The 20,659-nt window shown below is 68.3% G+C and carries 21 protein-coding genes and 2 riboswitches; of the genes, 6 read left to right on the top strand and 15 right to left on the bottom strand.

The genetic code is table 11. From position 1 onward, the window contains the following. Positions 1 to 34: 34 nt before the first annotated feature. A riboswitch (cobalamin riboswitch) is annotated at positions 35 to 255 on the bottom strand. Positions 256 to 300: 45 nt separating this feature from the next. The 5 genes from cobA to cbiE are packed head-to-tail and all read right to left on the bottom strand — an operon-like array spanning position 301 to position 4,664. Next, positions 301 to 1,032 carry a uroporphyrinogen-III C-methyltransferase gene (cobA, locus tag X268_RS10510; RefSeq protein WP_128924881.1) on the bottom strand — a complete coding sequence of 244 codons (732 nt, stop codon included), beginning with the start codon at positions 1,030 to 1,032 and terminating at the stop codon, positions 301 to 303. Continuing rightward, on the bottom strand, positions 1,029 to 2,339 hold the full coding sequence (locus tag X268_RS10505; protein WP_128924880.1) for a cobyrinic acid a,c-diamide synthase CobB: 1,311 nt from the start codon (positions 2,337 to 2,339) through the stop codon (positions 1,029 to 1,031). Before X268_RS10505 ends, cobA begins: the two co-directional genes overlap by 4 nt. Then, complete coding sequence (cobM, locus tag X268_RS10500) at positions 2,339 to 3,121, bottom strand: precorrin-4 C(11)-methyltransferase (RefSeq protein WP_128924879.1); 783 nt, start codon at positions 3,119 to 3,121, stop codon at positions 2,339 to 2,341. Before cobM ends, X268_RS10505 begins: the two co-directional genes overlap by 1 nt. Continuing rightward, positions 3,118 to 3,486: a cobalamin biosynthesis protein gene (locus tag X268_RS10495; protein ID WP_164937654.1), complete on the bottom strand. Its 369-nt coding sequence runs from the start codon at positions 3,484 to 3,486 to the stop codon at positions 3,118 to 3,120. Before X268_RS10495 ends, cobM begins: the two co-directional genes overlap by 4 nt. Then, entirely contained in the window at positions 3,483 to 4,664 is a 1,182-nt protein-coding gene (gene cbiE / locus X268_RS10490) for a precorrin-6y C5,15-methyltransferase (decarboxylating) subunit CbiE (protein WP_128924877.1), read from the bottom strand. Before cbiE ends, X268_RS10495 begins: the two co-directional genes overlap by 4 nt. On the opposite strand from cbiE, the gene X268_RS10485 reads away from it, so the two are divergent. Then, the gene (locus X268_RS10485) at positions 4,663 to 5,409 is read left to right on the top strand and encodes a cobalt-precorrin-6A reductase (RefSeq protein WP_128924876.1); all 747 of its coding nucleotides are present in this window, start codon (positions 4,663 to 4,665) and stop codon (positions 5,407 to 5,409) included. The two genes, cbiE and X268_RS10485, sit on opposite strands and share 2 nt — an antisense overlap. On the opposite strand, the gene cobJ is transcribed toward X268_RS10485, so the two are convergent. Genes cobJ through X268_RS10450 form a run of 7 tightly spaced genes read right to left on the bottom strand, consistent with a single transcriptional unit; the run spans position 5,385 to position 13,307 of the window. Continuing rightward, positions 5,385 to 6,119 (bottom strand): precorrin-3B C(17)-methyltransferase, encoded by a 735-nt coding sequence (gene cobJ, locus X268_RS10480; protein ID WP_128924875.1) that lies wholly within the window; start codon positions 6,117 to 6,119, stop codon positions 5,385 to 5,387. The genes X268_RS10485 and cobJ overlap by 25 nt on opposite strands. After that, on the bottom strand, positions 6,116 to 6,847 hold the full coding sequence (locus X268_RS10475; RefSeq protein WP_128924874.1) for a precorrin-2 C(20)-methyltransferase: 732 nt from the start codon (positions 6,845 to 6,847) through the stop codon (positions 6,116 to 6,118). The genes cobJ and X268_RS10475 overlap by 4 nt, the downstream gene beginning before the upstream one ends. Before the next feature lie 2 nt (positions 6,848 to 6,849). Further along, entirely contained in the window at positions 6,850 to 7,479 is a 630-nt protein-coding gene (locus X268_RS10470; protein ID WP_128924873.1) for a precorrin-8X methylmutase, read from the bottom strand. Next, positions 7,479 to 8,642, bottom strand: a complete 1,164-nt coding sequence (cobG, locus tag X268_RS10465; RefSeq protein ID WP_128924872.1) for a precorrin-3B synthase — start codon at positions 8,640 to 8,642, stop codon at positions 7,479 to 7,481. The genes X268_RS10470 and cobG overlap by 1 nt, the downstream gene beginning before the upstream one ends. Beyond that, the gene (cobN, locus tag X268_RS10460; RefSeq protein ID WP_128924871.1) at positions 8,639 to 11,887 is read right to left on the bottom strand and encodes a cobaltochelatase subunit CobN; all 3,249 of its coding nucleotides are present in this window, start codon (positions 11,885 to 11,887) and stop codon (positions 8,639 to 8,641) included. The genes cobG and cobN overlap by 4 nt, the downstream gene beginning before the upstream one ends. Beyond that, positions 11,887 to 12,936, bottom strand: coding sequence for a cobalamin biosynthesis protein CobW (gene cobW / locus X268_RS10455; protein WP_128924870.1), 1,050 nt, complete (start codon positions 12,934 to 12,936; stop codon positions 11,887 to 11,889). The genes cobN and cobW overlap by 1 nt, the downstream gene beginning before the upstream one ends. Then, entirely contained in the window at positions 12,933 to 13,307 is a 375-nt protein-coding gene (locus X268_RS10450; RefSeq protein ID WP_128924869.1) for a DUF1636 family protein, read from the bottom strand. The genes cobW and X268_RS10450 overlap by 4 nt, the downstream gene beginning before the upstream one ends. A gap of 94 nt (positions 13,308 to 13,401) precedes the next feature. Continuing rightward, positions 13,402 to 13,621, bottom strand: a riboswitch (cobalamin riboswitch). Positions 13,622 to 13,661: 40 nt separating this feature from the next. Here X268_RS10450 and cobO point away from each other — a divergent pair. Together cobO and X268_RS10440 are read left to right on the top strand one after the other, a co-directional pair. Next, entirely contained in the window at positions 13,662 to 14,297 is a 636-nt protein-coding gene (cobO, locus tag X268_RS10445) for a cob(I)yrinic acid a,c-diamide adenosyltransferase (RefSeq protein WP_128924868.1), read from the top strand. 5 nt (positions 14,298 to 14,302) lie between these two features. Continuing rightward, positions 14,303 to 15,751 (top strand): cobyric acid synthase, encoded by a 1,449-nt coding sequence (locus X268_RS10440; protein ID WP_128924867.1) that lies wholly within the window; start codon positions 14,303 to 14,305, stop codon positions 15,749 to 15,751. On the opposite strand, the gene cobD is transcribed toward X268_RS10440, so the two are convergent. Both cobD and cbiB read right to left on the bottom strand, forming a co-directional pair. Then, entirely contained in the window at positions 15,740 to 16,705 is a 966-nt protein-coding gene (gene cobD / locus X268_RS10435; protein WP_164937653.1) for a threonine-phosphate decarboxylase CobD, read from the bottom strand. The two genes, X268_RS10440 and cobD, sit on opposite strands and share 12 nt — an antisense overlap. An 11-nt stretch (positions 16,706 to 16,716) precedes the next feature. Next, a complete protein-coding gene (cbiB, locus tag X268_RS10430; protein WP_128929211.1) occupies positions 16,717 to 17,640 on the bottom strand; it encodes an adenosylcobinamide-phosphate synthase CbiB in 924 nt (307 codons plus the stop codon). Between the two features lie 168 nt (positions 17,641 to 17,808). On the opposite strand from cbiB, the gene cobU reads away from it, so the two are divergent. Genes cobU through bluB form a run of 3 tightly spaced genes read left to right on the top strand, consistent with a single transcriptional unit; the run spans position 17,809 to position 19,728 of the window. After that, on the top strand, positions 17,809 to 18,312 hold the full coding sequence (gene cobU, locus X268_RS10425) for a bifunctional adenosylcobinamide kinase/adenosylcobinamide-phosphate guanylyltransferase (RefSeq protein WP_164937652.1): 504 nt from the start codon (positions 17,809 to 17,811) through the stop codon (positions 18,310 to 18,312). Beyond that, the gene (gene cobS, locus X268_RS10420) at positions 18,309 to 19,091 is read left to right on the top strand and encodes an adenosylcobinamide-GDP ribazoletransferase (RefSeq protein ID WP_128924864.1); all 783 of its coding nucleotides are present in this window, start codon (positions 18,309 to 18,311) and stop codon (positions 19,089 to 19,091) included. The genes cobU and cobS overlap by 4 nt, the downstream gene beginning before the upstream one ends. A 4-nt stretch (positions 19,092 to 19,095) precedes the next feature. Further along, a complete protein-coding gene (gene bluB / locus X268_RS10415) occupies positions 19,096 to 19,728 on the top strand; it encodes a 5,6-dimethylbenzimidazole synthase (RefSeq protein ID WP_128924863.1) in 633 nt (210 codons plus the stop codon). Here the strand turns inward: bluB and X268_RS10410 are convergent. Further along, positions 19,725 to 20,630: a LysR family transcriptional regulator gene (locus X268_RS10410; protein WP_164937651.1), complete on the bottom strand. Its 906-nt coding sequence runs from the start codon at positions 20,628 to 20,630 to the stop codon at positions 19,725 to 19,727. The genes bluB and X268_RS10410 overlap by 4 nt on opposite strands. Positions 20,631 to 20,659: the final 29 nt, after the last annotated feature.

The raw sequence follows: 20,659 nt of genomic DNA, 5'->3' as shown, positions 1-20,659 counted from the left end.
TCAGATCCTTCCTGCCGTCACACCCGACGGCCTTGGCCTCAAAACGTGCAGGGCCGGTCTCCTGGCTGGCGGCTCACTTGCGGTTCTCCGGCCTTCCCGGGCCTTGCGGCCCAGTGGCTGATCGGAGTCCCTCACCGCTTACAGTCGCGGGGGCGGCTGGGGGTTTGGGCGCCGCAACTGGGTCCGCCCACCCCCATTCCCGATTATGCTCCGGCGCTTTGCGCCACGTTGAGCACCATGCCGCTCCTGTGTGCCCCTTTCGCCGCGCCTGCGTCAAGGGGCGAGGCGCGGCCGGGGCGATCATGACGGATAATCCCCTGCCAGCGCGCCAAACAGGATCACGGCGGCGGTCGAAGCGGCGCCGCCACGGGCAAGCTGCTCGGCAAGCTCGGCAATGGTGGTGCGGACCAGCCGCTCGTCAGGTCGGCCGAGGGATTCGGCGAACAGCGCCGGGGTGGTTGGCGCGAGGCCGTGGGCAATCAATTTTGCGGCAAGCGCCGGGAAAGTGCGCCGGCCCATATAGACCACGGTGGTCGCTTCAGGGTCGGCCAGCGCCGCCCAGTTCAGATTTGGCGGCAGCTCGCCGGTGACGTCGGCCCCGGTCACGAACTGCACCCGGCGCGAGGTGTGACGCCGGGTCAGGGGAATGCCGGCCCGGGCCGCCGCCACGCAAGCCGAGGTGACGCCGGGAATGATCTCATAGCCGATGCCGGCCTCGCGCAGCGCTTCCAGCTCTTCCTCGAGCCGACCGAAAATGCCGGCATCGCCCGACTTGAGCCGCACCACGCGCGCGCCGGTTGCGGCATAGTCGACCAGGAGGCGGTTGACGTGATGCTGCTTGGTCGAAGGCCGCCCTGCCCGCTTTCCCACGGCGACCAGATTGGCATCCCGCCGGGCGAGATCGAGGATCGCGCCCGAGGCGAGATCGTCATAGAGCACGACGTCGGCCTCGCGCAGCCGCGCGGCGCCCTTGAGCGTGAGCAGCTCGGGATCGCCGGGCCCGGCGGAGATGAAGGACACGAATCCGCTCACCGATCCTCCGCGATCAGATGAAAGAACGTGCCGGTGGCACGGCCGCGGCGGGAGCCGGTCTCGGCGATGACTGCGCCCGTTGCATCATGCACCACCGCGAGCGGCGCATCAGGCTGGGCAAGAATGGTCGAATAGTGGAACTCATGGCCGCGCAGGCGCGCACCGGAGCGGTGTCCCGGCATCGGCGCGGCGAGCGTCGCGAGACGATAACCCAGATGCATGCGGCGTTTGGCAAAGCTCGTCTCGAGACCAAGCAGGCCTGTCATCTCATGGCGGACACCGTCCGCATCGGTCAACGCAGTTCCCAGCACCATATAGCCTCCGCATTCGCCGTGCACCGGCCGCGTTTCGGCGAAGCTGCGCAAGCCGCTGCGAAAACGGAGATTGGACGCGATCCTGCCGGCATGAAGCTCCGGATAGCCGCCGGGCAGCCAGCAGACATCAGCGCTGGCCTCAGGCGTTTCATCGGCCAGCGGCGAGAACGGCAAGATCTCGGCGCCCGCCGCGCGCCAGGCTTCCAGCATATGCGGATAGACGAAGGAGAAGGCGGCATCGCGCGCGAGCGCGATGCGCTGGCCGGGCGGCGCCACGTTCAAGCGGCTCGCCGCCGGCTGCGGCGACCAGCCGGCCGCGGAGCGCAGCACCGCGTCCAGATCGACATGCGCGGCAACGAAGCGCGCGGCTTCCTCGATCAGCTTGCCGATCTCCGCCTGCTCCTCGGCCTGCACCAGGCCGAGATGCCGCGTCGGCAGGCTGATCTCGGCATGACGCGGCAGCGCGCCGAACACGGCAATGCCGGCATCGTCGAGCGCACGCCGCACCAGGTCCTCGTGGCGCGGGCTGGCGACGCGGTTGAGCACGACACCCGAAAGACGCACGCCGGCGCGGTAGTCGCGAAGGCCCGCGGCGACTGCGGCTGCCGTCTGCGCCTGCCCCGAGGGATCGATCACCAGCAGCACCGGCCAGCCCAGCATCTCCGCGATGTCGGCAGTCGCGCCGGTGCCGGAGACGCCGCGCGCGGCGACGCCATCGAACAGGCCCATCGATCCCTCGGCGAGCACGACATCGGCGTCCGCACCGCGGCTGACGAGATGCGCGATGGCAGCACGATCCATCGCCCAGCTGTCGACGTTGACGGAGGCGCGTCCCGTGGCGGCGGCATGAAAGGCAGGATCGATATAGTCGGGCCCGCTCTTGAAGCACTGCACCTCCAAGCCGCGATTGCGCCAGGCACGCGCGAGCGCCAGGATCAGCGTGGTCTTGCCGACACCGGAGGCAGGCGCGGAGATGACGAGCCCTGCCGGCATCACGACGCCTCCGGAAAGCGCGGCTCGGAGCCAACCGGCCGATAGCGGCGGGCGTAGTCGGCAGCATAGAGGCGGCTCTCGTCGAAATCCGCGGCGCCAAGCGTCTTGCCGACCAGGATCAGCGCCGTGCGCTCCATCTCGGTGCCGATGGCGGCATCGAGCGTTGCCAGCGTCGCACGCACGATGCGCTGCTCCGGCCAGCTGGCGCGCCAGACGATGGCGACAGGGCAATCCGCGCCGTAATGCGGCGTGAGCTCGCCGACCACCTGGTCGAGCAGATGGATCGAGAGGTGGATCGCGAGCACCGCGCCGGTCGCCGCGAATGCGGCCAGCTTCTCGCTTTCAGGCATTGCACTGGCGCGGCCCGGCGTGCGCGTCAAAACCACCGTCTGGGCAAGCCCCGGCAGCGTCAGCTCGGCTTCCAGCGCTGCCGCAGCGGCGGAGAATGAGGGAACGCCAGGCGTGACAGTATAGGGAATGCCGAGCGCACGCAGGCGTCGCAGCTGCTCGCCCATCGCCGACCAGATCGAGAGGTCGCCGGAATGCAGCCGCGCGACATCCTTGCCCTCGGCATGTGCAGAGGCGATCTCCGCAACGATCTCCTCGAGCGACAGCGGCGCCGTGTTGACGATGCGCGCACCGGGCGGGCAATGCGCTAAGACGCCTTCGGGAACCAGCGAGCCGGCATAGAGGCAGACAGGACAGGCCGCGATCAGGTCGCGGCCGCGCAGCGTCAGCAGATCGGCAGCGCCCGGCCCGGCGCCGATGAAATGCACCGTCATGTGCCGTCTCCTTCGGCAATGGCGGCCGTCGCGGTGCGGTCCTGCGAGACCACGCGCGTCGCAATCAGACGCGCGCGAGGGCCCGCGGCCGCGAGCGCTGCGGCTTCCGCAACCGATCCGATGCCGAACCTTTCTGCGACCAGCCTCGACCGGGTCGGCGTATCGATCTTCGCGAGCACATCGGCCGGAACGGCCTTGATCGGCACGCCGCATTCGCGCGCGAGTTGCTGCAGCGCTTCCGCATCGGCCTTGTCCTTGACAGTCGCTACCGCCGCGAGGCCTGCGGGACCGCCAGCCGCCTGCAACGCCTCACGCAGCGAAGCCAGCGTGGCGTCCTTTCTAAATCCGAGCCCGGCGATCTTCATCGCACCACACTCCACTGCACCACCGGGCGTGCTACCTCCCACGACCGGTAGCGGCCGAGCGGGGCGGCGTGCGCGATCTCCACCCGCATCAGCTCGCCGCCGTGGTGCTGGTGCAATTCGCCGAGCAGCGCTTCCGTCTCCAGCGTCACGGCATGCCCCACGAGCCGCGTCCCGGGCGAGAGCCGCGACCAGATCGCATCGAACGTCGCGCGATCGAGGCCGCCGCCGATGAAGACGGCATCCGGCGGGTCCAGCGCGGCCAACGCTTCAGGCGCTGTGCCTCCGATGACGCTGATTCGATGCGCCAGGCCGAACGCCGCTACATTCTTGCGGATGTTCGCGACGCGATCCTCGCGAGCCTCGATTGCGGTCGCCGTCCCGCCGCACAGCGCCCACTCCACGGAGATCGATCCCGATCCAGCCCCGATGTCCCACAGCCGCTCTCCCGGACGCGGCGCCAGCGCCGAGAGCGCCAGTGCGCGAACCGGCCGCTTGGTGATCTGGCCGTCGTGGACGAAGAGGTCGTCCGGCAGGCCCGAGCTGCGGGGGATACCCTGTCCGCCCTTCGCCTCGACGGCGACGGCGACCAGGTTTTCAGCGGTATCGCCGGCAAAACGATCGGCGCGCCACTCCCTAATGCTTTCGCGCGGGCCACCGAGGGCGGCGAGCGTCCAGAAGGTCGACGCGCCCCAGCCGCGCCCGCTCAACCATCCTGCGAGATCGCCAGCCGCTTTCCCGTCGCGCACGAGACAGATGATGCGCGCTCCCTGCGCCAGATGCGGGACGAGACGCTCGAACGGTGCGGCGTGAAGCCCGAGGCAGATGGTGGTTTCGAGCCGCCAGCCCAAGCGCGCGGCGGCGAGCGAGAAGGTCGACGGCCCAGAATGCGCGATCCACTCGCCGGCTCGAAGCTTCTCCGCAAGACTCGCGCCGGCGCCATGCCAGAACGGATCGCCGGAGGCGAGCACCACCGTCGGTCGGTCGCGGCAGCTCAGCACGACGTTCGCATCGAAAGGTACCGGCCACGCACGGCCGCGGCTTCCAACGTCGGCAAGCGCAAGATGGCGCTCGCCGCCGAACACCGTTTCGGCCTTGCCAAGCGCCTTTCGGCTTGCCTCCGACAGCCCGGCAAGGCCATCTTCGCCGATACCGATGATGGTCAGCCAGGGATCAGACATGATTCGCGCCCTCATACTGGGCGGAACGGCCGATGCGAGCTTGCTCGCCGCGGAGATCGCGCGCGCCGGCATCGACGCCGTCTATTCCTATGGCGGCCGCACCCGCGCGCCGGCCGATCAGCCGCTGCCGACCCGCATCGGCGGGTTTGGTGGCGTGAGCGGGCTGGCCGACTGCATCCGCCGCGAAGGCATCACGCATGTGATCGACGCGACGCATCCCTTCGCCGCCGAGATGAGCCGCAACGCCGTTGCGGCTTGCACCGAGACGGGCACGCCGTTGATCGCGCTGGAGCGCGCGCCCTGGACCAGGGTGTCCGGCGACAACTGGATCGAGATGGCGAATATCAACACTGCCGTCGCCGCGCTGCCTGACGCCCCGGCAAACGTGTTCCTCGCCATCGGCCGCCAGCATATCGCCCCGTTTGCGACGAAGCCGCAACATTCCTACACGCTGCGCTTCGTCGATCCGCCCGAAGCGCCCCTGCCCTTTCCAGCGGATGTGATCGTGTCGCGCGGACCGTTCACGCTTCATGGCGAGCTCGAGATGATGCGCACACGCGGCATCTCCTGGATCGTCGCCCGCAATTCCGGCGGCGATGGCGCACGTGCGAAGGTCGACGCGGCCCGCAGGCTCGGCCTTCCCGTGGTCATGATCTCGCGGCCGCAGCTGCCCGAAAGGTTGCGGGTCGAGAGCGTCGCTGAAGTGGTGCAGTGGCTCGGTCATCGGACCCGCCTCGGCGCATAGACCCAGTGGCCGACGCGGCGTGTCCGCGAATTGCCGACGATCACCAGCGTGCGCATGTCGGCCATCTCGGGTGTCGCTTCATCCAGCGTCACTGTCGTGATCTTCTCGTCAGCCGTGCTGATCGCGCGCGCAAAGATGACCAGGCGCTCGCCGCAGCCGGCCTCCTTCAGCACCGCGAGCGCGCGGCCAAATCCTTCCGGCCGGCTTGCCGAGCGCGGATTGTACATCGCAATCGAAAAATCGGCCTCTGCGGCGAGCCGCAGCCGCTTCTCGATGACGGCCCATGGCTTGAGATTGTCCGAGAGGTTGATCGCGCAGAAATCATGACCGAGCGGCGCGCCGGCACGCGCGGCCGCCGCCAGCATCGCTGTGATGCCGGGCAGCACGCGGATCGGCAGGTCCTGCCATTGCGGCGCCTGTTCGAGTGCCTCGAACACCGCGGAGGCCATCGCGAAGACGCCGGGATCGCCGGAGGACACGACGACGACCTGCCCGCCTTCGGATGCAAGCCGCAGGGCTTCGTTGGCGCGATGCAGCTCCTCGCGATTATCGGAGGGATGCAGGGTGAGGCCCGGTCGCGGCGGCACGCGCGAAACATAGGGCACATAGCCCAGAATATCGGTCGCCGCGGCCAAGGCAGCGGTGACCTCCGGCGTCACCAGCGCATCGCTGCCGGGCCCGAGACCCGCGATGGTCAAGGTGCCCGTCATTCGGCGGCGTCCAGATGCCGGCCGTTGCCGTGCACCAGCACGATCGCGAAATAGGGACAGTCGGCGCCGTCGATCTCGGCGAGCCGCACGACGCGCTCTCCCGGCATGGTGCCGCGCTCGACCAGCCAGGCATCGTCGAGCCGGCCAGCGGAATCGAGCGCACGGCGTACCTTTGCGAGGTTGCGGCCGGTCTTCATGATGACGAGCGCATCGGAATCGCGCATGCGCCGTTCGAGCTCGTCTTCGGCAAGCGTCCCCATCAGCACCGTCGTCACGTCGTCGCCGAGCGCGATCGGTTGGCCGACGCCGTTCCAGCAACCGACCATGCCGGGAATGCCCGCGATCACCTCGATCTCGACACGTCCCTGCAGGCGCGTGTGCAGATGCATGAAGGAGCCGTAGAAATAAGGGTCGCCCTCGCAGAGCACGACGACGTCGACCGCGCGCGACAGCCGCACCAGACGCTCGGCCCATTCGTCGTAGAAGCCGGCGAGCAACTGGACGTATTCGGGACTGTCGAATGCGATCTCCGTCGTGACCGGATATTCCATCGGATATTCGGCGACGCCGGCTGCCAGCATGCCCTCGACGATGCGCCGCGCCTGGCCCGGCCGGCCCTTCTTGCGGAAATAGGCGACGTGTTGTGCGGCACGCACGGTCCGATCGGCGCGCACGCTCATCATGTCAGGGTTGCCGGGGCCGAGACCACAACAGATGATGCGTCCCATCGCTATTCGCTCCGGCTCGCCAGTGCATTCACCGCGGCAACGGTGATCGCCGATCCGCCAAGGCGGCCCTCGACAGTCAGCGCCGGCGCCGGCGGATCGGCCATCAGCGCGGCCTTGGACTCGGCTGCGCCGACGAAGCCGACGGGACAGCCGATGATCGCCGCCGGACGCGGACAGTCTGGGTTCTCCAGCATGTTGAGCAGATGAAACAGCGCGGTCGGCGCGTTGCCGATCGCGACGATCGCGCCGCCCAGATGCGGCCGCCACAGCTCGAGTGCCGCGGCCGACCGGGTGTTGTGCATGGATTGCGCGAGTGCGGGCACGGTCTCGTCGGAGAGCGTGCAGATGACGGCATTGGATGCGGGAAGCCTTGCGCGCGTGATGCCCTCCGAAACCATGCGCGCATCGCACAGGATCGGCGCGCCTCTCTGCAGAGCGGCGCGCGCGGCGGTCGCCATGTCAGGCGTGAAGTGGATGTGCGCCTCCAGGCCGATCATGCCGGCCGCGTGGATCATCCGCACCACGACTTGCTCCTCATCAGGCGAAAAGCGCGCAAGATCGGCCTCGGCCCGGATGGTGGCGAAGGATTGGCGGTAGATGGCCGCGCCATCGGTCTCGTAAGCGTGCGGCATCAGTTCCCTCCGACCAGGATCGAGGGATCGCTGACGATGTCGGCGCCGTTGAGTCCGCGCAGGACCGGCTCGTCGCGCGTCGAGCCGTCGCGGACGAGATCGAAGCCGGCGCGCGTCGCAACCAGCGTGACGTCGGTCGCGCCGGAATGGGCGCACCCTTTGCCGCAGCCGGAGACGTGGAGCCGCGCGTCGGCGGCGATGCGCGGCGCGAGCGCCGCGGCCAGTGCGCGGGTATCGGCATGGGCATCGCGGCAGCGCGGCGCGCCGCTGCAGGCGATGACGCGCAGCGCGGGATCGAACGGCTCGGTGATGAGACCGGCTCCGCTCGGCATCTCCCGCTTGCCCTCGCTCAGCACCATCCGCCACGGCGTCATCCGTAGCGCGTGGCCGCAACCGGCGAATTGGCCGAGCGTCGTGTGCAGCAACTGCCCGAACGCGACGCCGACCATCGCGCCTTGCGGGTAGTGCCCGGGCCGCGAGGCGGCCATCACCGGCGCCGGCTCGGTCTCGCCACGCAGCGATGCAGGCAATGCCGCGCCGGAGGCGATGTGGGCGGCCATCCGCCCGCGCCCGCTTCGCGCGCCGCCGGAGACCAGGAACCAGCTCGCGAGCGCCAGCACCGTGCTCACGGCCTCGCCGCGCGCGACGGAGCGGCCGAGCCGTGCACCGTCGGCCCGCACCAGGAGACGGCCCTCGCGGTCGCGCTCGATACGAATGTCGGCGGAATCCCCCGCCAGCACCCGCGATCGTCCATCGTCGATGGCGAAGCCGAACTTGGTGGGAAGCGCGAGGCCGCTATCGGCAAGCGCCTCCTCCAGCTCGGCGGCGAGCGACTGTGTTTCGTCGCCGCCGTTCCAGAACGGCATCACCAGAATATTGCGCCGGGCTTCGATATCGGCGTCGGGGTCGAGCAGCGTCAGCTGCGCAAGGCCCTCGAGCAGCGGCCGATGGCCTTGCTCGCTGACACCCCGGATCTGGAGATTGGCGCGGCTCGTCACATCGATCAGACCATTGCCGTGTCGTCCGGCGAGCTCGGCAAGCCCGGCGATTTGTGCGGCTTCAAGCCGCCCGCCGAACGGACGCACGCGCACCACGAGCCCGTCGCCCGACAGCATCGGGCGCAGCGCGCCGGGACACCAGCCCTTGACCGTGGCCGCGTTCATGAGGCCTCCCGCAGCGCCGCCGCGATCGAATTGCGGCGCGTTTGCCAAAGCGCGGCATCATGCAGGCGCGCAAAGCAGGTTTCCATCGCGGCGAGCGCCGACGGATTCTCACGCGCCATGAAGGCGCGGACGTCGTCATTGCCGAGCGTCGCCTCGTAGTAGAGATCGAACAGATGCGGCGGCACGGCGCCGGCGAGGTGTGCGAAGGCTGCCATGTGCTCCAGCGTCGCGGTGATCTCGGCCGCCCCGCGAAAACCGTGCCGCATCATGCCGGCGATCCAGGCCGGGTTGGTCGCGCGTGCGCGGACAACGCGCGAGATTTCCTCGGTTAGAGTTCGCGCGCGCGGCTGCTCGGGGCGCGTCGTGTCGAGATGATAGAGCGATGGTCCCGTCGCGCCGAGATGCGCCGCGGCCGCCGCAACGCCAGCTTCATGCGCGGCATAATCGGCGGCGAGCAGCAGATCGGTTTCGGGCAAGTCCTGGGCATGGACAAAGGCATCCGCCGCAGCAAGACGCTGCTCGATGCCGGCGCGATCGTTTTGTATCTCGCCGGCAGCCGAGAACGCCCAGGACGAGGCCGACAACCAGGCTTCGCCGGCGGCCTCACGCGTCTCCGGCGTGAAGGCATCGGAGATTGCCGACAGGCCGACGCCGTATTGTCCGGGCCGCGGCGCGAACACGCGCGAGGCGCGGTGGCGGTATGGATTCTCCTCGCCCTCGTCTTCGCGCGTCGAAAGTGCCTCGGAGGCGGCCTCGAACAATTGCGCAAGGCCTGCGAAGACGTCGCGGAACAGGCCCGACACCCGCAGCGTGACATCGATGCGGGGCCGGCCGAGCTCGGCCGGCGCGATGATGTCATAGCCGGTGACGCGGCCGGACGCGTGATCCCAGCGCGGCGCGAGGCCAGCCAGATGCAGCGCCATCGCGAACTCCTCGCCGGCCGTGCGCATCGTCGCCGAGCCCCAGAGGTCGACGACGAGGCCCTTCGGCCAGTCGCCGTGATCCTGCAAATGGCGGCGCAGCAGTTCCTCTGCGAGTCTTATCCCCTGCGCATGCGCCGATGGCGTCGGCACCGCGCGCGGGTCGACCGCGAAGAGATTGCGCCCGGTCGGCAACACGTCGGTGCGGCCGCGATAGGGCGAGCCCGACGGCCCCGGCGCGACGCGCTTGCCGGCGAGCGCGGCACGCAACGCATCGCGCTCCGCCTCGCCACAGGCGCCGCGACCGAACACGTGCAGGCCGTCGCCGAACTGGCTTTCCTTGAGGTCGCAAACGAAGCGGTCGATACGCGGAATCGCCTCGGCCGGCGCCGCCGATGCGTCGAGGCCGAGATCGTCTTCGAGACCTGCCGCGCGCGCCTCGTCGCGGATCGCGGCAATCAGCCGCTGGCGGCGTGCGGGATCGAGACCATCGGCGGTCGAATATTCGTCGAGCAGGCGTTCGAGCCGACGTAGCCCCTCCGGCACCGCGGATTGCGCGAGTGGCGGTGGAAGATGGCCGATCGTAACGGCGCCGATGCGCCGTTTCGCCTGCGCGGCCTCGCCGGGATCGTTGACGATGAAGGGATAGACGACGGGGAGATCGCCGATCAGGGCTTCCGGCCAGCACACAGACGACAGCGCCACGGACTTTCCAGGCAGCCATTCCAGCGTGCCATGCGCACCCATATGCACGATGGCGTCATAACGCTGCTGCCGGAGCCAGAGATAGAACGCGACATAGGCATGGCGCGGCGTGCGGGCGAGATCGTGGTAGTCAACATCGCGCGCGGTCGCATCGCCGCGCTCGGGCTGAACCGCGATGACCGACCGGCCACAAACGATGGCCGCGAAATGAAACGCGTCGTCGCGGCAAGCCGGATCGCTCTCCGGCGCGCCCCAGGCTTGCGCGAGGTCATCCTGCAGGGATTGCGGCAGGCGCGAGAGCGCCACGCGGTAATCGGCAATGCTCCAGGTCAGATTCTGCTTGAGCAGCGTCTCGCCGAGCGCATGGACCGGCGCGACATTGAAGCCGGCTTTAGCGAGATCGGATACTAAGGATTCGACCGAAGCCAGTGCATCGAGTCCGACCGCGTGCGCGATCTGGTGCGGACGCCCCGGATAGTTCGAGAGCACGATGCCCAGCCGCTTCTCGCCGGACGGCTTCTCTGCGAGGCGCCGCCAGGCCAGGACGCGCGCAGCAACAGCCTTCACGCGCTCCTCGTCGGGCCCGTGGGCCAGATGCGAAAACTGCAAATCCGGATCACGCATCGCGGCCGATTTGAAGCTCACTACGCCGGTGAACAAACGACCATCGACCTCGGGCAGCACCACATGCATCGCGAGATCGCCGGGCGACAGGCCGCGTAGCGAGGTAGCCCAGTCCTCGCGCCGCGCCGTGGAGAGCGCGATCTGAAACACCGGGCAAGACGCAGCATCGAACGGCGTCGTGCCGTCGTCGCCCAGAGCCGAGAACGCCGTCGCATTGACGATCGCGGCCGGAGGATGTTGCGCAAGATGCGCGCGCAGCCAATCGGCGACGCCCGCGGCCTTCAGCGAGGTGACGAACGCGCCGTAGGCGTCAAAGCCCTGTTCGCGCAGTGCGGCGATCAGAGCGTCGACCGGGCCGGTGTCGGCGGCGGTGAGATAGGAGCGATAGAACGTCACCAGCGCGCGCGGCCTGCCCTCGCCGTTCGCCGGCCCGGCGATGACGCCGCCCGCGGGATCGTAAAAGCCCATCTCAGGCACGCTCATCTCGCCGATGACGGGCCCTGCGTACAGGCCCGAAGCCAGCGCGAGCTGCGCGATCGCCGCCTGCGCCGCAACCGGGCCGCCGGAGTCGCAGAGCACCTTGAGCCGTCGCAGCGTCGAGACCGGCACCGTCGAACACTTATCGAGCCGCGTGTCATCGCGACCGTCGGCCGGCAGCACGGCAAGCGCGATGCCCCGGTCCTTGGCGAGCCGCTGCAAGGCCGCCAGCCCATACGCCCAGTAGGACTCCCCGCCGATCAAGCGCACCAGAATGCCGCGCGCCTGCGACAGCGTGCGCTCGACATAGGTGTCGACCGATAGCGGATGGCGCAGCTCCGCGAGATTGGCGAGCCGCAGCGACGGCAGGCTGCCCCGGCCACGGCGCCAGCCGGCCGCAAACGCGGCAAGGTCGGAATCCGAATACGAGAGCACCACGAGGTCGGCCGGGTCCTGGCCGATGTCCCTTGGCGTCGCGGTCTCCTCCAGACCGCGGCTCTCGCGGAAGACGACGTGCATCAGATGCCAGATCCTGAGATACCAAGTCCTGCCTTGATCGCGGCCTCGTCGATATCGCCGTGCTCGCCGATCACGACGAGTTTGGACTGCCTGAGACCTGCGCCCCAGGGCTTGTCGAACTGATGGCGCACGCGCTCGCCGACCGCCTGCAGCAGCAGCCGCATCGGCTTTCCCGCGACCGCGATATAGCCCTTGGCGCGCAGCACGTTCTGCTCGCGCGCCAGACGCTGGACGGACGCAACCAACGTGTCGATGTCGGCGACCTCCGGAAGATCGATCACAACCGAGGCGAAATCGTCGTGCTCATGCTCCTCCTCGCCGTCGTGATGCGAGGGGCGCGCGGCCAGATCGTTCTCGGCGGCGGCACCGAGGCCGAGGATGACGCGCGCGTCGATGGCGCCGTCGGTGACGGGCAGCATCGGCACGCGGCGCGGCATCTCGGCGGTGATTGCAGCCTTCGCAGCTTCAATGCCGGCGACGCCGGCAAGGTCGGCCTTGGTCAGCAGCACGATATCGGCACAGGCGATCTGGTCCTCGAACACTTCCGACAGCGGCGTCTCGTGATCGAGATTGTCGTCTGCGGCGCGCTGCGCCTCGACCGCCTCCGGATCGGGGGCGAAACGGCCCGCCGCCACGGCCTCGGCATCGGCCAGCGCGATCACGCCGTCGACCGTGATGCGCGAGCGGATCTCCGGCCAATCGAACGCCTTCAAGAGCGGCTTCGGCAATGCCAGGCCCGAGGTCTCGATCAGGATGTGATCGGGCCTCACCGGGCGCGCCAGCAGCTGCTCCATGGTCGGAATGAAATCGTCGGCGACGGTGCAGCAGATGCAGCCATTGGCGAGCTCGACGATGTTCTCCTCGGGGCAGTTGGCGTCGGCGCAGGATTTCAGGATCTCGCCGTCAACGCCCTCGCTGCCGAACTCGTTGACGAGCACGGCGAGCTTCTTGCCACCGGCGTTGCTGAGCAGATGCTGGATCAGCGTCGTCTTGCCGGAGCCGAGGAAACCGGTGACCACCGTGACCGGGACTTTTGCGAGCGAATTCATTCGGCGGCCTCCGGCGCGACAGGAATCGGGGGAATTCGCGCAAGCGACTGCTTGCGGAAGATCTCGGGACGGCTGCGCCAGGGCACGAGCCCGTCGGGTGCCGCCGCGTAGGCGGCAGCGCCCGCGACCACGTCGTACGCATTCGCATCCGACAAGCGGCCATAGACATAGGACCAGCGGCCGGGCGCGGTCAGCGCCACCGAGCAGCCCTGGCTGCACGCCGACAGGCATTCGACGGGAACCACATTGACACCCTCGGGCACGCCGGCCTCGAGGATCGCGCCGTGCAGGCGCTTGCCGGGCGTCGTCTCGCCCTCGCCAAGCGTCTGGCCGGCACGGCAGGGGATGCAGACATGAAGTGTGACGGTCATCGCCTCTTCCAGATAACAGCGGGAGGCGATGAGGCACACGGACCATTCTTCAGAAGGCCCGTTTCCCCGTCGCGGAACCCCCCGTCCGCCGGTCCAAAACTCGTCCGCGCTGGCAGGTCTCCCGGCTTGCGGAGCAGGGTCTTGCCCTTCGATCCCCGCCTTCCCGATTCCGCGGGGAATCAGTGGCTTCGGGCATCTCTCCGGTCACGGTCGCGGGGGCGGCTGCATTTTGAACCCAAATCTTGCCGATTCGGACCCTATCGCATTCCCTCTTCGCCTGTCATAGGACAGGAACCAACGCCGGGCCACCATTTGCCGGTGGCCGCCTCTTGTCAAGCCGAAGGACCGGGTCCCATGACGTCTGAACCGGATACCCAAACCACCGAGGATACCGACATCAGGCACGCCCATAAGATGGCGAAGAAGAAGGCCGCCCGCGACAAGATCATGGCGACCAAGAGCGGCGAAAAGGGCCTCATCATCGTCCACACCGGCGCCGGCAAGGGCAAGTCCTCCTCGGCCTTCGGCATGATCGTGCGCTGCGTCGCCCACGGTTTCCCTTGCGCGGTGGTGCAGTTCATCAAGGGCGCCTGGGACACCGGCGAGCGCCGCCTGCTCACCGGCCATTTCGGCGAGCTCTGCCAGTTCCACGCGATGGGCGAAGGCTTCACCTGGGAGACGCAGGATCGCGCCCGCGACATCGCCGCCGCGCGCGCCGGCTGGGAGAAGGCCAAGGAGCTGATCTCGGATGCGAATTTGCGCATGGTCGTGCTCGACGAGATCAACATCGCGCTGCGCTACGACTATCTCGACATCGCCGAGGTGATCGATTTCCTGACGAGCTCGAAGCCGCCAATGACTCACGTCGTGCTCACCGGCCGCAATGCCAAGGACGAGCTGATCGAGATCGCCGATCTCGTCACCGAGATGACGCTGGTGAAGCACCCGTTCCGCTCCGGCATCAAGGCGCAGGCCGGCGTCGAGTTCTGAGTTCGATGGCACGCGCGCTGATGATCCAGGGGGCCGGCTCGGACGTGGGCAAATCGCTCATCGTCGCCGGCCTCGCCCGTGCCTTCACGCGGCGGCACTTGCGCGTGCTTCCGTTCAAGCCGCAGAACATGTCCAACAACGCGGCCGTCACCGTCGATGGCGGCGAGATCGGTCGCGCGCAGGCATTGCAGGCGCTGGCCGCCGGCGTCGAGCCGCACACCGACATGAACCCGGTGCTGCTCAAGCCCGAGACCGATGTCGGCGCGCAGGTGGTCGTCCATGGCAAGCGCATCGCGACCGCACGCGCGCGCGACTACGCGGCGATGAAGCCTTCATTGATGGGCGCCGTGCTGGAGAGTTTCGAGCGTCTGAAGGCGAAGGCCGATCTGGTGCTGGTCGAAGGCGCCGGCAGTCCGGCCGAGGTCAATCTGCGCAAGGCCGACATCGCCAATATGGGTTTTGCGCGCAAGGCCGACGTTCCCGTCGTGCTGGTCGGCGACATCGACCGCGGTGGCGTCATCGCCCAGCTCGTCGGCATCAAGACGGTGATCGACCCCGAGGATGCTGCGATGATCTCTGGCTTCGTCATCAACAAGTTCCGCGGCGATCCCACGCTGTTCGACGACGGCTACAAGCTGATCGAGCAAAAGACCGCGTGGCGCGGCCTCGGCGTGCTGCCCTGGTTTCCGCGCGCCGGCGAGCTGCCGGCTGAGGATGCGCTGGGCCTCCGCGACGCGCGCAAGCCCGGCCAGTGCAAGATCGCCTGCCTCGCACTGTCGCGGATCGCGAATTTCGACGATCTCGATCCGCTCAGGCTCGAGCCTTGTGTCGATCTCGTGATGGTGCGTCCCGGCGAAGCCATCCCGGGTGACGTGCGTCTCGTCATCATCCCCGGCTCCAAATCGACCCGGGGCGATCTCGCCTTCCTGCGCGCACAGGGCTGGGACATCGATCTGCTTGCACATCACCGCAGGGGTGGCCATGTGCTCGGCCTCTGCGGCGGCTATCAGATGCTCGGGCGCAGCGTTGCAGATCCCGATGGCATCGAAGGTCCCGCAGGCGACACGCCGGGCCTCGGGCTGCTCGACGTGGACACGGTGATGAGCCCGCAGAAGACGCTGACACGCGTCACCGCCGTACATGCCGCCAGCAGGCAGCCGATCGCGGCCTACGAGATCCACATCGGCCGCACCGATGGGCCGGATCGCGCGCGGCCGTTCGCGACCCTGAACGGCGAGCCGGAAGGCGCGATCTCGCGCGACGGCCGCGTGCAGGGCAGCTATCTGCACGGCCTCTTCACGTCGGACGACTTCCGCAAGGCGTTTTTGGCGAAGCTCGACATTCAAGCAGGCGCCGGGCCCTATCATGCGAGGGTCGAGAGCGCGCTCGATGCGCTGGCCGATCACATCGAAAAGCATCTCGATGTCGAGGGCCTGCTCGCGCTAGCGCGCTAGCGCCTCGGCAAGTCGGCGCCATTCGGCTTCGCTGCCCGGAAGCCGGAGCCGCAGCCATGTCGGCCTCTTCGCGAACACGCGCGACCAGATCCGGGCACGCGCGAGCATGTCCTGCGCGGCAAGCGCGTCATGCGTCTCGTAGAGGCGAAACAGCGACGCGCCGCCGACAAGCCGCCAGCCTTGCGCTCGCGCCATCTCGTCGAGGCGAGCACAGTCCTTCGCAAGCCGCGCGGACGTAGCTTCGGCCCAGGCATCGTCGCGCAAGGCGCGGCAGCCGATCGCGATCGCTGCACCCGAGACCGGCCACGGGCCGGACATCGCCGCGAGCCGGTCGATATCGGCGGCATTGCCGGTCGCAAAGCCCAGCCGCAGGCCGGCAAGGCCATAGAACTTTCCGAAGGAACGTAAGATCAACAATCCCGGCCGGTCCGCCTCAGGCGCGAGCGACAGTTGCGGAACGGCGTCGACAAAGCTCTCGTCGATCACGAGACGGCCGACGCGCGGCAACAACGTCAGCAAATCCTTTGGCGTATGACGCCGGCCGTCGGGATTGTTGGGATTGACGAGGATGCCGAGATCCGCGCCTTCGAGCGCGTCGAGCTCGCTGACCTCCAGCACCTCCCAGCCCGCGGCCGACAGCACCCCTGCATATTCATTATAGGTCGGCGCGAGAATGCGCGCGCGGCCGGGTGGCGCGAGCTGCGGCAGCAACTGGATCGCGGCCTGCGCGCCACCAAGCGCGACGATCGGCGCGCTGGTGCGGTACGCGTGTCCTGCGGCGCGGTGCAGGGCCTCGATCTCCGCGCGCGAAGGCAGCGCACTCCACGCGTGCGCGCTGACCTCACCCACGGGATAAGGCAGCCGGTTGATGCCGGTCGACAGGTCGATCCAGTCTTCGGCGCGTCCGCCAAAACGCTGCTGAGCTTGATCCAGATTTCCACCGTGCTCGCGCATGCCCCGTTCTTTCACGCGAAGGCGAGGATCGCAAGCGTGCCGGCGAGCAGCAGCATGGCACGCCGGTAGACTGTCAGTCCCTCGTCAATGTCGGCGGCGCGCGGATCGCGCGCGCCCTCGTTCAGCCAAGGCTCGTTCGTGATGCTGCCGTGATAGATACGGGGGCCGCTGAGTCGCACGCCAAGCCCGCCGGCCATGGCGGCTTCCGGCCAGCCGGCATTCGGCGAGCGATGCCGCCGCGCATCGCGCGTCATGCATGCCAGCGCCTCCGACCGGTGCGGTGCCAGCAACACGAAGAGAAACCCGGTCAGGCGCGCCGGAATGAAGTTGGCGACATCGTCGATGCGCGCAGCCGCCCAGCCGAACGCTTCGTGGCGCTCGTTGCGGTGACCGATCATGGAGTCCAGCGTGTTGATCGCCTTGTAACCGAGAATGCCCGGCAGGCCGAACAGCGCGCCCCAGAACACCGGCGCGACGATACCGTCGGAGGCGTTCTCCGCAAGGCTCTCGATCGCCGCACGCGCGATCCCGGCTTCATCGAGCGCTGAGGGATCGCCCCCGACGATGCGCGAGACGGCCTCACGCGCGGCGGCGATATCGCCAGCCAGCAAGGGACGAGCGACGGCTGCGACGTGATCATGCAGCGAACGCAGCGCGACCAGCGGCCAGGCAAGGACACCGACGAGCACGATCTGGATCGAGCCCGGGGGAAGCAGGGACTGAAGCAGCCAGCCGATCACGACCGAGAATCCAATCACCAGAAGCGCTCCGGCGATGCCGGCTGCGCGGCGCAGCGCCGGCGGGTTGGAGGCGCGATTCCAGCCGCGATCGACGGCGCCGATCAGCCGCCCAAGCCACGTCACCGGATGGCCGATCCGCGCAAACAGCCACGACGGCCAGCCCAAGAGGGCATCCGCCGCCATCGCCGCTACCATCGCGCCCGCAAAGCCCAAGCCTACGTGCAAAGAGCCTACCTGCAAAGCCTGCCTCCTGCCCCGCCCCTGTTGCGCAAAGCAAAGCTGGAGCGCAAGCCCCTATCCGCCGGATTTCGGCTTTGTCTTTGCCCGCAATTGGTGGTTAGTCAGGCCCTTGAGGAGACCTTCATGGCCGTCATCTTGATCACGGGCGGAGCGCGATCGGGCAAGAGCAAGCGTGCGGAAACGCGCACACGCGCCTTTCCCGGGCAGCCCGTCTATGTCGCGACGGCCGAGGCGCTCGACACCGAGATGGAGGCGCGCATCGCAAAGCACCGCGCGCAGCGCGGAACCGACTGGATCGAACGCGAGGTCCCGCTCGATCTCGTCAAGGCGCTGGTTGCAAGCGATGGCGGCGGCGCAAGGCTGGTGGACTGCCTGACGCTATGGCTCTCCAATCTGATGCTCGCCGAGCGCGACTGGGAGCGTGAAGTGGCCGAGCTCGCCGCGGCGCTGCCTCGCTTGAAGAGCCCCGTCGTCCTCGTCACCAACGAGGTCGGCCTCGGCATCGTCCCCGACAACGCGCTGGCGCGCAGCTTTCGGGACGCCGCCGGGATCATGAACCAGACGATCGCTGGCGTTGCCGACGAAGTCGAGTTCGTGGTCGCCGGCCTGCCCATGAGATTGAAATGATGCCGCGCGCCGAGCTGCTCAAAGACATCTTCGTCGATCTCAGGATGGCGGCATCGTTCGTGACGATCCTCCCCGTGGCCTCCTCGAAGCCTGCGGGCGACGGCGCCGTCGCGCGAGCGACCTGGGCCCTCCCCGTCGCTGGGCTGCTGGTCGGCCTTGCCGGTGCTTTCGTCTACAAGGTCGCCATCCGCTTCGGACTGACGCCGAACCTTGCCGCCCTGCTCGCCCTCGCGACCACCGCCCTCGTCACCGGCGCGCTGCACGAAGACGGCCTCGCCGACACCGCCGACGGGCTCGGCGGCGGCCGGACGCGCGAGCGCAAGCTCGAGATCATGCGCGACAGCCGGATCGGCACCTACGGTGTCTGCGCGCTGATCCTCTCGTTCGGCCTGCGCTGGAGCGCGCTGGCGACCATCGCCAATCCCTTGGCCGTCACGCTCGCACTGTGCGCCGCGCACGTTGCTGCCCGTGCAGGCGTGCCGGCCTTCATGTCGCTGGTCCCGTCGGCGCGGCCGGACGGGCTTTCCGCGAGCGCCGGAGTGCCGCCGGGCCGCAGCGTCGCCATTGCGTTCGCGCTTGGAACGCTCGCACTCGCCCTTGCGCTCGGGCCGGGCAAGGCGCTTGTCAGCCTGATCCTGCTGTCGCTCGCCGGTCTGCTCCTGGCGCGGCTCGCCCTTCGCCAGATCGGCGGACAGACCGGCGACATCCTCGGCGCGTTCGAGCAATCCGGCGAGATCCTGATCCTGCTGGTCGCCGCTGCCTTCCAGATGGGACGCTGACCTCATGGCCGAGTTCGACGACATCTTCCGCCGGCAATTGCACGAGCTGTTCGTGTGGCGCCGCGACGTGCGCCGTTTCCGCAGCGATCCGCTGCCGGAGGACGCCATCGCGCGGCTGATCGAGACCGCCTGCCTGTCGCCCTCGGTCGGGCTCAGCCAGCCCTGGCGCTTCGTCATTGTCGACGATGCCGCGCGCCGCCGCGCCGTGATCGAGGATTTCAAGGCCTGCAATGCCGATGCGCTGAACTGCTATTCCGGCGAACGCGCAGCACGCTATGCCACGCTGAAACTGTCGGGGCTGGAACAGGCGCCCGGCCATCTCGCCGTGTTCGCCGACAAGACCAGCGACATCGGCCACGGCCTCGGCCGCGCCACCATGCCGGAGACGACCGAATATTCCGTCGTCGCTGCGATTATCGCGATGTGGCTCGCCGCGCGCGCGGACGGCATCGGCCTCGGCTGGGTGTCGATCCTGAACCCCGCGCGCATCCACGCCATTCTCGACGTGCCCGAGACCTGGAAATTCATCGCCTATCTCTGCATCGGTTATCCGGAAGCCGAGTGCGACCAGCCGGAGCTGGAGCAGGCGAAGTGGGAGCATCGGCGCGGCGCCGACGAGTTTACGCTGCGGCGTTAGCGAGAAGCGAGGACCTCCTCGCGGCCGAACCGCTCGACGAGGAAGTCGATGAACAGCCGCACCTTCACCGACAGATGCCGCGTCGGCGGGTAGACCGCGTAGAGCGCGAGCGGTGGCGCGGAATAATCATCCAGCACCGTCCGCAGCTCGCCTTTCCTCAACGCATCCGCCGCGATGAACTCCGGCAGCAGCGCAAGTCCCCTGCCCTTGATCGCGACGTCGCGCAGCACCTCGGCATTGTTGACGCAGAGCGACCAGGCCGGCTGGATCCAGTGGTCGCCATCCGCGCCGCTAAGCTTCCACTGGTTGCCTGTGAGCAGGAAGCCGTAGGTGAGCGAGGCGTGCTCGCGCAGATCCTGCGGATGCCTGGGCGTGCCGTGCCGGGCCAGATAATCCGGCGAGGCGCAGATCATGCGCGGCACCGGCATGATTTTTCGCGCAATCAGGCTGGAGGATTCCAATTCCGCGATCCGAAGCGTCACGTCAAAGCCGTCCTGCACCGGATCGAGCAGGTCGTCGCTGAGCACGATCTGAAGCTGAAGCTCGCCATAACGCGCCATGAAATCGGCGAGCGCGGGACCCAGCCGCATCGTGCCGAACGACATCGGTGCGTTGACGCGGAGCAGCCCGCGCGGTGCCGACTGGGCCTGCGTCACCGCCTGGTCGGCCGCCTCGACCTCCGAGAGGATGACGAGCGCGCGCTCGAAATAGCGCTGGCCGTTCTCGGTCGGGCTCGCATGCCTTGTGGTCCGGTTCAGCAGCTGGACCCCGAGGCTCTCCTCGAGATCGGCGATGTACTTGCTGATCGCCGAGCGCGACAGCCTGAGCTGCCGGCCCGCCTCGGCAAAGCTGCCGCTTTCGACTACCTTCACGAAGGCCCTGAGGCTGCCGAGCTTATCCAAGGCCGGCCACCGCGGATTGTTTCCAAATC

It is taken from the genome of Bradyrhizobium guangxiense, from assembly GCF_004114915.1.
In the GTDB taxonomy this organism is placed as follows: Bacteria; Pseudomonadota; Alphaproteobacteria; order Rhizobiales; family Xanthobacteraceae; genus Bradyrhizobium; species Bradyrhizobium guangxiense.
The sequence above is the reverse complement of the archived record's forward strand: the minus strand, read 5'-3'. Positions and strand labels throughout refer to the sequence as shown.